The following is a 13,515-nucleotide window of genomic DNA, read 5'->3' as shown; positions in this document are numbered from 1 at the left end:
GGCCCGTTCAGTCGGCGGGTTGCCGATCCGCGGGCTCGCCGGGGGCGCCGGGTGCGGCTGGGGCGGCGTCGCGCCGTTTCGGTAGCGCGGCCGCCAGGAGGGCGACGGCGGCCAGCACCACGGCGATGGCGGCGAACGCCTGCCCGTAGCCGGCCGCCAGAACGTGCGCCGGTGCCGGGCCGGCGGGTTCGCCGCTCTGCGTCGCCGTCAGCGTGACCAGGGCGGCCAGGCCGAGGACGCCGCCGATCTGCTTGGCGGTGTTCATCAGCCCGGAGGCCGCTCCCGCATCGGCGGCGGCCACGCCGGAGGTGACCGTGACGGTCAGCGGCGTGTTCAGCAGGCCCGCGCCGAGCGAGATCAGCACGGCCGGGCCGAGGATGGCCGTCGCATAGGACTGGCCTGGCCCTAGCGTGGCCTGCCAGGCGAAGCCGGCGGCGCCGGTCAGTGCCCCGACGCCGATGAGCACGCGATGGTCGGCGCGCCGCATCAGCCACGGCGTGACCTGCAGGCCGACCAGCATGGTCAGCAGGGTGTGGGGCAGGAACGCCAGCCCCGTCTGCAGCGGCCCGTAGCCGAGCACGTGCTGCAGGGACAGGGTCAGGAAGTACCACATCGGGTTCAGGCACGCCCCGGCCAGCAGCATCGCGATATTGCCCAGCCAGATCGGCCGCGGCCGCACCAGGCGCGGCGGGATCAGCGGCGCTCGCGCCAGATGCACCTCCACCAGCGCGAACAACCCCAGCAACACGAGCCCGGCGAGCGCCACGACGGGCGTACCGGACAGACCGTAGGCCAACGCGGCCAGCCCTGCGGTGGCCAGTACCGCGCCGAGCACGTCCAGCCGCCGCTCGCCGCCCAGATCAGGACCGGTGGTCAGCAGACGGCTGGCGGCCAGGCAGGCCAGCCCGATCGGCACGTTGATCAGCAGGATCGCCCGCCACGACAGGTGCTCGGTCAGCGCCCCGCCGATCAGGTTGCCCGCCGTTCCGCCGGCCAGGCTGACGGCCGTCCACACGGCGATCGCGCGGGTGCGGCGCGGCCCCTCGGGAAAGGAAGACGTCAAAATCGTGAGCGTGGCCGGCGCCAGCACCGCCGCCCCCACCCCTGGCCGGCCCGGGCGGCGATCAAAGCGCCGGGCGCGGCCGCCAGCCCGCCAGCCAGACTCGCGACAGTGAACAGGGCCAGGCCGGCGGCGAGGACGCGCCGGTGCCCGTACAGGTCGGCCAGCCGCCCGCCGAGCAGCAGCAGCCCACCGAAGGCCAGCGCATACGCATTGCCCACCCACGCCAGGTGACGGGCGTCGAAGCCGAGTGCGGCCTGGATGGACGGCAGCGCGACGTTCACCACCGACACGTCCAGCACCACCATGAATTGCGCGGCACACAACAGCGCCAACACGACCGGCACCCGTCCCGCCCTCCCTTCTCACATCGCGATGTGATCACATTGCCTTAGCCCTACTGCAGCATATAATCCGATGTGGACACATCGGAAAGCTTGGGAGGGGCCATGGGCCGGGGACCGGGAGCGCACCATGCGCAGCGGCGTGCGGAGATTGCTGATGCGGTGCTGGCCATCGTCGCCGATCGCGGCCTGGCCGCCGTCTCGCTGACCGAGGTGGGCGCCCAGGCCGGCATCTCACCCGGTCGCGTACAGCACTACTTCCCGGCCAAGCGGGAACTCCTGGAAGCCGCCTTCGAGCGCGGCAATGAGCTGTCCAGCGCCCGCATCCGCCAGCGGGTCGGCCCCGACCTGGAGGCCGCCGAGCCGCGCCTGGTGCTCACCACGGTGCTGGGCGAGCTCATCCCCTACGACGCCGCCACCGAGGCGCACATGCGGGTGCGGCAGTCCTTTCACGCCTTCGCCTTCGCCGAAGAGGCCATCGCCGCCCGGCTACGCGTCCTGTACGCCGACTTCCATCGCCAGATGGCCGACCTCATTACCCGCGAACAGCAGGCTGGCCGCATCCCCGCCGCCCTCGACCCCCGCGACACGGCACTGGCGCTGGTGGCGCTGGCCGAAGGGCTCGCCGCCTATGTGCTCACCGGCGTCACCCCTGCAGCCACGGCCCGGGCACGCGTGCTGGCGGCCATCGCCGACCTCTACCCCAACCTCGGGCGGCAGCATGCGAGCGCGTCAGGCGGGTGACCCACGCAGAACGGCGGGAACTGCGTCCAGGTCCAGGTGCCGCGTCATGTCGAGCTCGAAGCGGCCGTACAGGTTCAGATGCGACCAGAACAGCGCGGTCAGCCCCCGCCGGTCGGCCGGGCTCAGCCGCTTCTTCCAGACAGGATCGCGCAACACCATCTGGATCAGGTGCGTATTGAGGTAGGTGATCGCGGCGGCCAGCAGGTGCAGCGCCAGCGCCGAGACCTCGGCGTGCTCGCGGTCGTCGCCGGTCAGGTCGCCGGCCTTGCCGTAGAACAGGTCCTTGCTGGCGGAATTGAAGTTCTCCACCACGTTCAGACCCTCGTTGATCTCCCGGCGAAGTTCCTCGTCCGCGAGGTACTCACAGATGAAGATCGTCCTGATGGCGCGGACTTCCGCTCTCGATCTGTATCGACTATCGTCGATTAACGATGAATGAGGAGAAGGGGCCGCTGCCGCGTGCGGAGGCCGAAGAGTACGCGAGCTGGTTCAAGGCGCTGGCCGATGCCACCCGCATCCAGATCGTGTCGCTGCTGGCGAGGCGGCGCGCGCCGATGAGCGTGGGCGAGATCGTGTCCGCGTCCGGGGTGGGCCAGTCGACCGTCTCGCACCACTTGAAGATCCTGGCCGAGGTGCGGTTCGTGCTGGTCGAGAAGCAGGGCACCTCGAGCCTGTATCGGATCAACGAGAACTGTGTGGGCTGTTTCCCGACCGCCGCCGACGTCGTCATGGGCAACCCGGCGCCGGCCGCGCCCACCTGCGAGTGAAGGAGCGTCGTCATGGCGCACGAAGAGATCATCGATCACTACTCCGCTCTGGCCCGGGCCGCGGACTGCGGGCAGGACGCCTTCGAGCAGGGCTGCTTCGGCGCGGCGGGCTACGACGACACTGACGGGCTGCCGGAGGCCGCGGTGCGGGCCAGCCTGGGCTGCGGCAATCCGGTCGCGGTGGCGGAGCTGCGCCGCGGGGAGACGGTGCTGGATCTGGGGTCGGGCGGCGGGATCGACGTGCTGCTGTCGGCGCGCCGGGTCGGCCCGTACGGCAAGGCGTACGGGTTGGATGCCAGCCCCGACATGCTGGCGCTGGCCCGCCGCAACGCCGCGCAGGCGGGCATCACCAACGCCGAGTTCCTGCAGGGCGGCATCGAGCGGATTCCCTTGCTGGATCAGTCGGTGGACGCGGTCATCTCCAACTGCGTGATCAACCTGTCCGATGACAAGGCGGCGGTGCTGGCCGAGGCGTTCCGGGTGCTGCGGCCGGGCGGCCGGTTCGGCGTCAGCGACGTCGTGACCGACGTCGTGACCGACGGCGTGACCGACGGCGTGACCGACGGCGTAACCGACGGCGGTGCAGGCGGCGAGGCGGGCGAGGAGCGGCGGCGGTCAGCCGAGCAGCGCATCGGCTGCGTGGCCGGCGCGCTGTCGATGGCGGACTACCGCGCGCTGCTGCTGGCGGCCGGGTTCGTCGGCGCGAAGATCACGCTGACGGCCGATCACGGTGACGGGGTGCACTCGGCGATCGTCCAGGCCGTCAAGCCCGCCGTTGGCCCAGGTCTGGAGATCCGGCCGATGCGCGAGTCGGATGCGGCCCAGGTGCTGGCCATCTATCAGGCGGGACTGGACACCGGGCAGGCCAGCTTCGAGACCGTCGCGCCGAGCTGGGAGGGCTTCACCGCGGCCAGGCTGCCGCACCTGCGCTACGTGGCCGCCGACACCGGCACCGGGCAGGTCGTGGGCTGGGTGGCCGCCTCCCCCGTCTCGTCCCGGTGCGTCTATGCCGGGGTGGTCGAGCACAGCATCTACGTCCACCCCGGCTGCCAGGCCCATGGCATCGGCCGGGCCTTGCTGAGCGCGTTCATCGTCGCCAGCGAGGACGCCGGCGTCTGGACGATCCAGTCCGGCGTCTTCGGCGAGAACGCCGCCAGCCTGGCGCTGCATCAGGCACTCGGCTTCCGCGTGGTCGGCACCCGCGAACGCATCGGGTGCCACCACGGCGTCTGGCGGAACGTGCTGATGATCGAACGCCGCAGCACCGTCGCCGGAACCTGAGCCGCCGTTCAGACTCTCCCCCTGGGAACATCGGCGGCCGGCCGGTGGTTACATGCCTCGTGGCCGGTGTGCCCAGTGTCCCCGGGCCTCACCTATCGCCCTCGCGGACTACCGTTCGGCTGGAGCCGCGTTGCGCCTTTCGCCGAGAGGCGACACACACACCGGTACGCCCACGTTGAAGGCCCCAGCCGTCCTCGCGGACGACGGGGCCTTCATCATGTCCAGATGTCATGCCCAGGTGTCATGCCCGGGTTGGCGTTGCGGGGTCGGCGGACAGGTGCTCGGGCCCGGCCGCCGGTTGCGGGATCGGTTGCGGATACAGCAGCCGGATCAGGGCCAGGCCGAGCGCGGCGCCAGCCAGCTGGGCGGCGATGAAGGCGGGCGCGGAGGCGGGGGCGATGCCGGCGAAGGTGTCGGTGACGGTACGGCCGAGGGTGACGGCAGGGTTGGCGAAGCTGGTGCTGGAGGTGAACCAGTAGGCGGCGCCGATGTAGGCGCCGACGGCGGGCGGGGCCAGCGCGGCGCGGCCGGTGCGGGCCAGGGCGAAGATCAGGGCGATGAGGCCGGCGGTGGCGACGATCTCGCCCAGCCACAGCCCGGTGCCGGTGCGCTGGTGGGTGGAGGCGGTGATGGCGGGCAGCTCGAACATCAGGTGGGCCAGCACCGCGCCGCCGAGCGCTCCGGCGATCTGGGCGGGCAGGTAGGCCAGCAGGGCGCGGCCGTCCAGGCCGTCGCCGGTGCGGCGGGACAGCAGCCAGTCGGCCAGCGAGACGACGGGGTTGAAGTGGGCGCCGGAGACCGGGCCCATGATGAGGATGAGCGTGGTCAGCGCGAACGCGGTCGCGGTGGAGTTCTCCAGCAGTTGCAGGCCGACGTCGCCGGGGGACAGGCGCTGGGCCATGATGCCGGAGCCGATGACCGAGGTGACCAGCAGGCCGGTGCCGACGGCTTCGGCCAGCGCCCGCCGGGCCAGAGCGGTCACGCGCCACTCCCCGCGGGGACGCCGAGTTCGGCCAGCAGGGCGCGTACCCGGCGTTCGATCTCGTCGCGGATGGGCCGGACGGCTTCTACCGACTGGCCGGCCGGGTCGTCCAGGGCCCAGTCCTCGTAGCGTTTGCCGGGGAAGACGGGGCAGGCGTCGCCGCAGCCCATGGTGATGATGACGTCGGCGGCCTGGGCGATCTCGTGCGTCCACGGTTTGGGGTATTCGCTGGTGATGTCGATGCCGCGTTCGCGCATCGCCTCGATCGCGGAGGGATTGATCTGCTCGCCCGGCTCCGAGCCGCCGGACCAGCCGATCGCCCGGCCTGCGGCGAGGTGGGTGAAGAAGCCGAGCGCCATCTGGGAGCGTCCGGCGTTGTGCACGCACAAGAACAGCACGATCGGGGTGCCGGAGTGATCTTTGCCTTCGACGCGGGCCAGGGCGTGCAGGCGCTGGCGGGCGAAGCGCTCGGCGATCAGGGGCAGGTAGTTCGCGACTGTGGCGCGGCCGGCGAACTGGTCGTAGCTGGTGTGCAGGAACCGGTCGATGGTCTCGGTACCGAAGGTGCCGTCGAACTCGCCCGCCAGCGTACGGGCGGCGGTCAGCAGGGCGTGCTGCTGGTCGATGGTCAGGTCGGAGCGGTGATAGGCGGGCTGCGTCATGGCGTGTCCTCGGGCAGACGGTGGTGCTCGGCGGTGCTGGCGGCGCAGTCGCTGCCGGTGGCGGTGGCGGTGTCGCCGCTGGCGGCGGGCGTGGTGGCGGGGGCCAGGGCGGTGGCGAGCCGGTCGACGCGGCCCGACAGGTCGGTGTAGGCGCGTTCGAAGGCATCGTCGGTGTCGGCGGGCACGGGGTCGGGCACCGACCAGTGCAACGGTGGCCGGGCGGGCAGGTCTTCGTAGGCGTTGTCGCAGACCGCCACCACCAGGTCGCCGGCGCGGATGGTGTCGGTGATGTGCGCGGTGGCGGCCGGGTTCAGGTGCAGGTGGTGGCGGCGGGCGGCGGACAGGGCGCGGGGGTGCACGCGGGGGGCGGGCGTGGTGCCGGCCGAGGTGGCGGGCAGGTGGCTGCGCCGCTGCCACAGCGCGGCGGCCAGCTGGGAGCGGGCGGAGTTGTGGGTGCACACGAACACCACCCGCTGCGCCGGTGCCATCGCCGGCAGCGCCGGTGCGGGGACGAGGCCGGCCAGCGCGGCGGGTACCAGGTGGACGTAGCTGCGCCGCCGATCGGCCTCCGAGCGGGCCCGCACGATCAGCCCGGCCTCCTGCAGCACCTTGAGGTGGTGGGCCAGCAGGTTGGACGACAGGCCGAACGCCTCGCCGAGCTCGCCGGGTGAGCGGTCTCCCAGGAGCAGGTCGTCGACCATCGCGAGCCGGATCGGGTCTCCGAGCGCGGCGTGAGCGGCGGCCCGCCGCTCCACATCAAACATCTCAGTCATAATTGAGTCAATAATTATTGAGGCGACTGCCCGGCGTCAAGCTGCCCCTTTGCACCACCCCCCTTCCGGCCGCGTCAAGACGGCCATATGGACGCCACCCGCGCCAGAAGACCGCCGCGTGACTGTCGGTAGCGGATGGTTGGCTGGGGTCTATGACACCGGTGAATTGGGAGCGCTTACCGGGCGAGACGGTGGAGGAGTTTGTCGCGGCGATGCTGCTGCTGAGGAACCCGCACGGCAACCGGATCACCCCCTCGCGCGGGGACCGCGGCGTGGACATCCGCATCGCCGGTCCGGATGGCTTCGACATCTACCAGGTCAAACGCTTTTGCCGGCCGCTCACCGCGCGGCAGGTGGCCGACGTCGAGGAGTCCTGGCGGCGTTTCGTCGCCGAGACACTGCCGGTCCTGCCGGTCCGCTCGTGGACGCTGGTCATGCCGTGGAATCCCACCCACGAGCGGCTGGAGTGGCTGGAACGGCTGACCGCGGGCAGCGGCCTGCGCATCGCCTGGATGGACCGGGGTCCTGGTCATATCCGGCCGGAAATTCCCGCTAAGCCTCCGAGTGCCGGCCTCGATTTGGGCGTACCGACTGTTAGTGATCTAGGGCGCGCGTAGTGTGACGGAGCGTGGCACAGGAGTATTTGTCCACCGCGCAAGTTGACCGGTATGGCCGGTTCGTGGTGGACCCGACGCCGGAAGAGCTGGAGAAGTTCTTCTTCCTGGACGCCGCCGCGTTGGAGGAAGCGCGGGACAAACGGCGCTTGCACAATCGCCTGGGCTGGTCCATCCAGTGGGGTACGGTGCGCATGCTCGGCACGTTCCTGACCGACTCTGGGCCGGCCGACGTGCCGCAGGTGGTGGTGGAGTACGTGGCCGAGCAGCTGGGGATCGCCGACGTCTCGGTGGCGAAGTTGTACGGCGACCGCCCGCAGACGCCGTACGAGCATGCCTCGAAGATCCGGACCATGCTGGGTTATCGCGAGTTCTCGTCCGCCGAGGAGGAAGTGGCGACGTTCATTGCCTCCCGGGTGCGCAAGAGCCGGGACTCGCGCCGGGAGCTGTTCGACCGGGCGGTGCTGTGGCTGATCAACAACCGGGTGCTACTGCCGGGCATCACCACCTTGTCCCGGCTGGTCACCGAGGTGCGCCGGGCTGAGCTGGAGGCCATCAACCGCAGCCTGGCCGAGGCCGCGCCTCCGCCGATGCGGGTCGAGCTGGTGGCGACCCTGCAGGTGCCGGACGGCAAGAAGGTCTCCACCCTGGAGTGGATGCGCACGGCGGTGACCAAGCTGTCAGGCACCGGGATGGAGCAGGCGCTGGATCGCGCCGCGTACGTGCTCGGGCTGGGCACCGGGGCGGTGGACTGCACCGTGGTGGCGCCGGTGAAGCTGGCCGAGCTGGCCCGCTTCGGGATGACGGCCAAGGCGTTCCGGATCGAACAGCTGGAGGCTGACCGCCGCCTGGCCACCCTGCTGGCCACGGTGCGGCAGTTGGAGGGCACTGCGGTCGATGACGCGCTGCTGCTGTTCGACCTGCTGATGTCGACGGTGCTGCTGGCCCGGGCCGGCCGGGCGGCCGACAAGGAGAAGCTGCGCAACCTGCCCCGGCTGCGGGTGGCCGCCTCCCGGCTGGCCCGGGCGTGGACGATCCTGCTCCAGGCGCCGCCCTGCGGCCCAGCCGAGGAAGGCGACGGCCCCGAAGGCGACAGCCCAGACGGCGAGCAGCACGTGCTCACTGTGCCGGAGGTGCTCGACCACATCGAGCAGGTGGTCTCCCGGCAGCAGCTGGCGGCCGCGGTGGAGACGGTGCTGGAGCTGCTGCCGCTGCCCAGCACCGAGGACGACGGCGACCTGGAATGGCGGGTGGAACTCCTCGACCGCTTCGGCACGGTCCGGCCGTTCGTCGACATGCTGGCCTCGGTGATCCCGTGGGGGTGCACCGCGGCGGGCTCGCCGATCCTGGCCGCGCTGCATGCGCTGCCTCGCCTGATGGCCGCGCGCAAGCCCGGCCGCGAGCACATCAAGGGATTCGAGAATCTGGTGACCGGCTCCTGGCGGCGCCTGGTGTTCGGCAACCCGAAGCTGGACCCGCCTTTGATCGATAGGCCCGCTTACACCTTCTGCATTCTGGAGGCCCTACACGCGGCCCTGCGGCGGCGCGACGTCTACGCGGTCGGAGCCGACAAGTGGGGCAACCCGCGGGCCCGGCTGATCGAGGAACGGCTGTGGGTGCGCGAGCGGGCGGCGGTGCTGACCGCGCTCGGGCTGGACGCCGATCCGGCCGTGCACCTGCGTGAGCTGGCCGAGCTGCTGGACGGCGCCTACCGGCAGGTCGCCGCCGGGCTGTCGGCGAACGCGGCGGTGTCCATCAAGGGCGGCAAGCTGCACCTGTCCCGGCTACAGGCGGCGCCGGAGCCGGAAGGGTTCACGGCGGTGCACGACGCGGTGGCCGCGATGCTGCCCCGCATCGACTACCCCGAGCTGCTGCTGGAGGTGCACGCCCGCACCGGCATGTTCGACTACTTCACCCACATCACCGGCTCGCACGTGCGCCGCGACGATCTCGACATCACCCTGGCCGCGCTGACGGTGGCCCGCTCGTGCAACGTCGGCCTGATCCCGGTGATCAAGGCCGGGGTTCCCGCCCTGACCGCGGCCCGGCTGATCGGCGCGGAGAAGGGCTATTTCCACGGCGAGGGCATCGCCGCGGCGTCCGGGCGGCTGGTGGACAAACAGGCCGAGATCGACATCACCGCCGACTGGGGCGGCGGACTGGTGGCGTCGGTGGACGGGATGCGGTTCGTCGTCCCCGTTCGGTCGTTATATGCCCGTCCGTCACCTCTTTACTTTGGTGTCGGAAAAAGGCCAAGGGGTGCTACCTGGTTGAACGTCGTCTCGGACAAGGTGATGGGCTTAGGCGGGCTGGTGGTGCCCGGAACGCTGCGCGACTCGCTGTACATCCTGGACGCCATCCACCGCCTGGACGCCGCCGAGCAGCCCGAGGTGGTCGTGACCGACACGGGCAGCTACAGCGACCTGGTCTATGGCATGTTCGCCATGTGCGGCTACCAGTTCGCGCCCCGGCACGCCGACATCTCCGACACCCAGCTGTGGTGGATCGACACGGCCATGCTGGAGGGCGGCCTGACCACCGGGTCGCGCGCCACCAACGGGTGGGGCGCCTTCAACAGCCTGGGGCTGCGCCGGGTGTCGATTCCCGCGATCGTCCAGCACTGGGACGATATGGCCCGGGTCGCCGGATCCCTGTCGACCAACCAGGTCCGCGCCTACGACCTGATCAAGATGATGACCGCCGACGGCCGTCTGACCGGGCTGGGTAACGCCTTCGCCCACTACGGCCGCATCTTCAAGTCGCTCCATCTGCTGCAGGTTCTGCATGTGGAGGACTACCGCAGGATGATCGGGGCGCAGCTGAACGTCGGCGAGTCCCGGCACACGCTGGCCAGGCGGGTGTTCTTCGGCAACCTGGGCCGGTTGGTGCGCGGTTATGAACGCGGTATGGAGGACCAGGTGGGCGCGCTCGGCTTGGGTCTCAATGCCATCACCTGGTGGAATTCACTGTATATCGACGCGGCGGTGAAGCGCCTGGAGGCCGGCGGGCTGGGCGTCGGCCCGGAGATCCGTGGCCGGCTCTCACCTCTGCTGTTCGAGCACATCAACTTCCACGGGTTCTACCCCTTCAATCGCCCGGAGTTGGGCGGTGGGTTGCGCGAGCTGCGTGATCCGAACGGTGGCCCTGATGAGGAGGAGTGAGGCCGATGGGCGTGCCGCGAGGGCCTGGGCACGATGGCCGATCCGGCGGCCGAGGCGTAGGGTCCGCGGTTCAGTGTCAGGTGACGACGTCTGGACCTGCGCTTGGTGGAGAGTCCGCCTGATCTGTCGAGGGTGTTTGTCCGCGCGGGAGTGTCGAATCCTCTCGTCATGCCGATCCGGCTGCGGCCTGAGCTAAGAAGGTCCGGGTTGGAGGACTCCGGTCACTTCGGCCACGCGCCGAGCCACCTCGAAGGGGGTGAGGCCGTCGGTGTCAACTACGTGATCAACCACGGTTGTTTGAGCCTGTGTGTACCTGCTCCTGTAGAAGTCGGTCAGGCCCGGACGCTCAGGGTCCGACTCGAAGCGTTGGTGCCACGTCTCACGGCTGGCGTGCAGTTGAACGGAAATGGCCGGCGTACCGGATGGAAGCAGTCCGGCGACCAGTCGGTGCATCTCTGCGGACTGGAACACCCAGGTGATCACGAGGATGTCCACTTCGGCCGTGGCGGCGTGCTCGGCCACGGCACGCAGATTCGCCCGCACCATGGTCGTCATCCGCTCATCGACGCGCCAGGGCTGGTGCTGCCACAGGCTGTCGACGTCGAGCCACAGGACCAGTTGCTGCCCGGCCTGTACCAGGTCCAGGAGTCTCCTGGCCACAGTCGTCTTGCCGACGCCAGGAGCGCCGCCCAACATCACCGCTCGCACCGAGGCACTGTAGTCGCCGCGTGATCACCATCGCCACCGCTTTCTGCGGCACATTTGCGAGAGCCAGAGATCTTCCAGGCCGCAGCGCATCCATCATCGGCCAGTAAAGTGATCACGATGTTGGACACGAGGCTGACCACCCACTGCGATGTTTCCACGGCCATGGCCCGCTACGACGACCGGGACCTGGCCGAGCTGCTGGAGCGCGAGGCCGTGCCCCTCGGCACCGGCATCGGCGGGGCGTCCGCGCGGCTCGAGGTCGGCGGCACCTCGGTCTTCGTCAAACGCGTGCCCCTCACCGAGCCCGAACTGCGCCACCCGCACTCGACGGCCGACCTGTTCGGGCTGCCGCCCTTCTGCCAGTACGGCATCGGCTCGCCCTGCTTCGGCGCCTGGCGCGAGCTGGCCGCGCACACGATGACCACCGAGTGGGTGCTGACCGGCCGGTTCCCCGGCTTCCCGCTGCTGTATCACTGGCGGGTGCTACCCAACGCCGAGCCCGCCCCGCTGTACGGAGAGCTGGCCGACATCGATCGGGCGGTCACCTTCTGGGAGGGCGCGCCCGGCGTGCGCCGCCGCATCGAAGCGCTGGCAGAAGCTCCAGCGAGCCTGACGCTCTTCCTGGAGTACTTTCCCTACAACCTGCACCAGTGGCTGGACGAGCGGGTGCGCGCGGGCGACGCCGACCGCGCCTGCGCCCTGGCGGACCAGGGGCTGCGTGAGGCCGTGTCCTTCATGAACGCGGGCGGCCTCCTGCACTTCGACGCGCATTTCGAAAACATCCTCACCGACGGGCGCCGCTTCTACCTGACCGACTTCGGGCTGGCCGTGTCGACCCGGTTCGACCTGTCAGAGGAGGAACGGGCCTTCTATCGCCAGCACCTCACCTATGACCGCACCTACACGCTGACGTACCTGGTGAACTGGCTGGCCGGCGCCTTTCACGGCGCCGACTGGCCGGGACGTCGCAAGCTGGTGCGGGAATGGGCGGCGGGAGAGCGGCCAGCCGGTGTGCCCGGCGGGGTCGCGGCCCTGCTGTCGCGGCACAGCCCGCTGGCCACCGTGCTGAACGACTTCTACCACGATCTGCAGAGTGAGAGCAGGAAGACGCCGTACCCGCTGGAGGAGATCCGCCAGGTCGCCGGACGGCACGCCCTGCCGCTCGAGTAAAGGTCACCCACCGCTTGAGCGAGGCGCACGCCGATCGGGAAGCTCTGCTCGGGTGAGACTCACTCGCCGCGATGGTCCTCCGAACCTTGGGCGTGTGACAGCGATGTCTGAGTGAGATGCTCGCTCGTTGGTGTAGTGGGGCTCAGCCGTCCGAGCTGGCATCTGACGGCGGTACCTCGAGGACGAAAAACAGGAAGGTGGGGTTGCTCGAAAGGTTATGGAAGCCCTCAGGGAACAGCTCACGGGCGGCCGGGTCGGGCTGCGGCTCGCTGATGATGGCCAGGCGGAAACCGGCGGTGGTGAAGGCATCGGTCATCGCGTGCAACGGCTTGCGCCAGAGCCTCATCGGGGTGGACTGCCCGTTGAGCCTCCAATCGAAGGTATAGCTGGTGGTCGCAAAGTAGTCGGGCCGAGGATCCTGGAACGTGTAGGCCACGAAAGGGTGGTCCACCGACGCGATCAGCCGGCCGCCGGGTCTGAGCACTCGCCGCAACTCGGCCAGCGTCGGCCCCCAGTCCTCCAGGTAGTGCAGCACCAGGGATGCGACCACGTCGTCGAACGCACCGTCGGGGAACGGCAGAGGGTCGCTCAGGTCGACCACGTGCAGGTCCGCGTCGCCACCCAGCCGCCGCCTGGCCAACGCCAGCATCGCGGCGCTGGAGTCGATGCCGGTGACGACCGCACCGCAGTCGCGTAGTGCAGCCGACAGGGGGCCCGAGCCGCAGCCGGCGTCCAGGATCCGACGGCCAGCCACGTCGCCGGCGAGGGCCAACATCGCGGGCCGCTCGTAGTACGCGTTCGCAAGGCTGTTCTCGTTCTCCGTCGAGTACGCCTCGGCGAAGCTGTCGTAGTTATTCACCTGGTCCCGATCTGCGGACTGGGCGAAGCTCTCGGGCACGTTGGTTACGCGGTCCATCGTCGCAGCCTAGTGATCTTTAATCGCGTTTCTGGACATTTGTCGAATTTGCGATGCACGAACACATCGGCGCCGTGAGCCACTCAAGCTTCGATGGCACAGGCCCAAGATTCGATGTCAGAGGACAGAGGACGACTGAGCGTCCGTCGCACGCCAGGCCGATGTGACAGGGAAGTGACCATTCCCTGTCACATACAAGATCCTTCCCTCATTCCCACCAGCGGTACCGCCCGACACCTCTAGGTAGCTGGTGTTTTTTGATCTATCTCGTGTCGGTCTCTCCTCGTGTGCCAAGGTGATCGATGTAGGTCACCGGGCGTGGGGAGAGATCGA

General features: G+C 69.7%; 12 protein-coding genes and 1 pseudogene. 6 read left to right on the top strand and 7 right to left on the bottom strand.

Annotated features, from left to right (window positions below; genetic code table 11):
- Positions 1 to 7: 7 nt before the first annotated feature.
- Positions 8 to 1,368: pseudogene (locus ACIBVN_RS54325) on the bottom strand (MFS transporter).
- 141 nt (positions 1,369 to 1,509) lie between these two features.
- Between ACIBVN_RS54325 and ACIBVN_RS54320 the strand changes: the two are divergent.
- Positions 1,510 to 2,148: a TetR/AcrR family transcriptional regulator gene (locus ACIBVN_RS54320; protein ID WP_397149700.1), complete on the top strand. Its 639-nt coding sequence runs from the start codon at positions 1,510 to 1,512 to the stop codon at positions 2,146 to 2,148.
- Here ACIBVN_RS54320 and ACIBVN_RS54315 read toward each other — a convergent pair.
- Positions 2,137 to 2,532 carry a Tn3 family transposase gene (locus ACIBVN_RS54315; protein WP_397149756.1) on the bottom strand — a complete coding sequence of 132 codons (396 nt, stop codon included), beginning with the start codon at positions 2,530 to 2,532 and terminating at the stop codon, positions 2,137 to 2,139. The genes ACIBVN_RS54320 and ACIBVN_RS54315 overlap by 12 nt on opposite strands.
- Positions 2,533 to 2,579: 47 nt before the next feature.
- Between ACIBVN_RS54315 and ACIBVN_RS54310 the strand changes: the two genes are divergently transcribed.
- Together ACIBVN_RS54310 and ACIBVN_RS54305 are read left to right on the top strand one after the other, a co-directional pair.
- Positions 2,580 to 2,915 (top strand): ArsR/SmtB family transcription factor, encoded by a 336-nt coding sequence (locus ACIBVN_RS54310; protein WP_397149698.1) that lies wholly within the window; start codon positions 2,580 to 2,582, stop codon positions 2,913 to 2,915.
- Positions 2,916 to 2,927: 12 nt separating this feature from the next.
- Positions 2,928 to 4,196, top strand: coding sequence for a GNAT family N-acetyltransferase (locus ACIBVN_RS54305; RefSeq protein ID WP_397149696.1), 1,269 nt, complete (start codon positions 2,928 to 2,930; stop codon positions 4,194 to 4,196).
- A 241-nt stretch (positions 4,197 to 4,437) separates the two neighbouring features.
- On the opposite strand, the gene ACIBVN_RS54300 is transcribed toward ACIBVN_RS54305, so the two are convergent.
- Genes ACIBVN_RS54300 through ACIBVN_RS54290 form a run of 3 tightly spaced genes read right to left on the bottom strand, consistent with a single transcriptional unit; the run spans position 4,438 to position 6,613 of the window.
- Complete coding sequence (locus ACIBVN_RS54300) at positions 4,438 to 5,178, bottom strand: aquaporin (protein WP_397149694.1); 741 nt, start codon at positions 5,176 to 5,178, stop codon at positions 4,438 to 4,440.
- Positions 5,175 to 5,840, bottom strand: coding sequence for an arsenate reductase ArsC (locus tag ACIBVN_RS54295; protein ID WP_397149692.1), 666 nt, complete (start codon positions 5,838 to 5,840; stop codon positions 5,175 to 5,177). The genes ACIBVN_RS54300 and ACIBVN_RS54295 overlap by 4 nt, the downstream gene beginning before the upstream one ends.
- Positions 5,837 to 6,613 carry a MarR family transcriptional regulator gene (locus tag ACIBVN_RS54290; RefSeq protein ID WP_397149690.1) on the bottom strand — a complete coding sequence of 259 codons (777 nt, stop codon included), beginning with the start codon at positions 6,611 to 6,613 and terminating at the stop codon, positions 5,837 to 5,839. The genes ACIBVN_RS54295 and ACIBVN_RS54290 overlap by 4 nt, the downstream gene beginning before the upstream one ends.
- Positions 6,614 to 6,765: 152 nt before the next feature.
- Here ACIBVN_RS54290 and ACIBVN_RS54285 point away from each other — a divergent pair, with 152 nt between their 5' ends.
- Positions 6,766 to 7,230, top strand: a complete 465-nt coding sequence (locus tag ACIBVN_RS54285) for a hypothetical protein (RefSeq protein ID WP_397149688.1) — start codon at positions 6,766 to 6,768, stop codon at positions 7,228 to 7,230.
- An 11-nt stretch (positions 7,231 to 7,241) separates the two neighbouring features.
- Complete coding sequence (locus ACIBVN_RS54280; RefSeq protein ID WP_397149686.1) at positions 7,242 to 10,388, top strand: Tn3 family transposase; 3,147 nt, start codon at positions 7,242 to 7,244, stop codon at positions 10,386 to 10,388.
- A gap of 192 nt (positions 10,389 to 10,580) precedes the next feature.
- Here ACIBVN_RS54280 and ACIBVN_RS54275 read toward each other — a convergent pair whose 3' ends face one another.
- Positions 10,581 to 11,096: an AAA family ATPase gene (locus tag ACIBVN_RS54275; protein ID WP_397149684.1), complete on the bottom strand. Its 516-nt coding sequence runs from the start codon at positions 11,094 to 11,096 to the stop codon at positions 10,581 to 10,583.
- A 117-nt stretch (positions 11,097 to 11,213) separates the two neighbouring features.
- On the opposite strand from ACIBVN_RS54275, the gene ACIBVN_RS54270 reads away from it, so the two are divergent.
- The gene (locus tag ACIBVN_RS54270; RefSeq protein ID WP_397149682.1) at positions 11,214 to 12,266 is read left to right on the top strand and encodes a protein kinase family protein; all 1,053 of its coding nucleotides are present in this window, start codon (positions 11,214 to 11,216) and stop codon (positions 12,264 to 12,266) included.
- 142 nt (positions 12,267 to 12,408) lie between these two features.
- Here ACIBVN_RS54270 and ACIBVN_RS54265 read toward each other — a convergent pair whose 3' ends face one another.
- Complete coding sequence (locus ACIBVN_RS54265) at positions 12,409 to 13,182, bottom strand: class I SAM-dependent methyltransferase (protein ID WP_397149680.1); 774 nt, start codon at positions 13,180 to 13,182, stop codon at positions 12,409 to 12,411.
- Positions 13,183 to 13,515 lie beyond the last annotated feature (333 nt).

It is taken from the genome of Nonomuraea sp. NPDC049400 (assembly GCF_044466425.1).
Taxonomy (GTDB): domain Bacteria; phylum Actinomycetota; class Actinomycetes; order Streptosporangiales; family Streptosporangiaceae; genus Nonomuraea.
The sequence above is the reverse complement of the archived record's forward strand: the minus strand, read 5'-3'. Positions and strand labels throughout refer to the sequence as shown.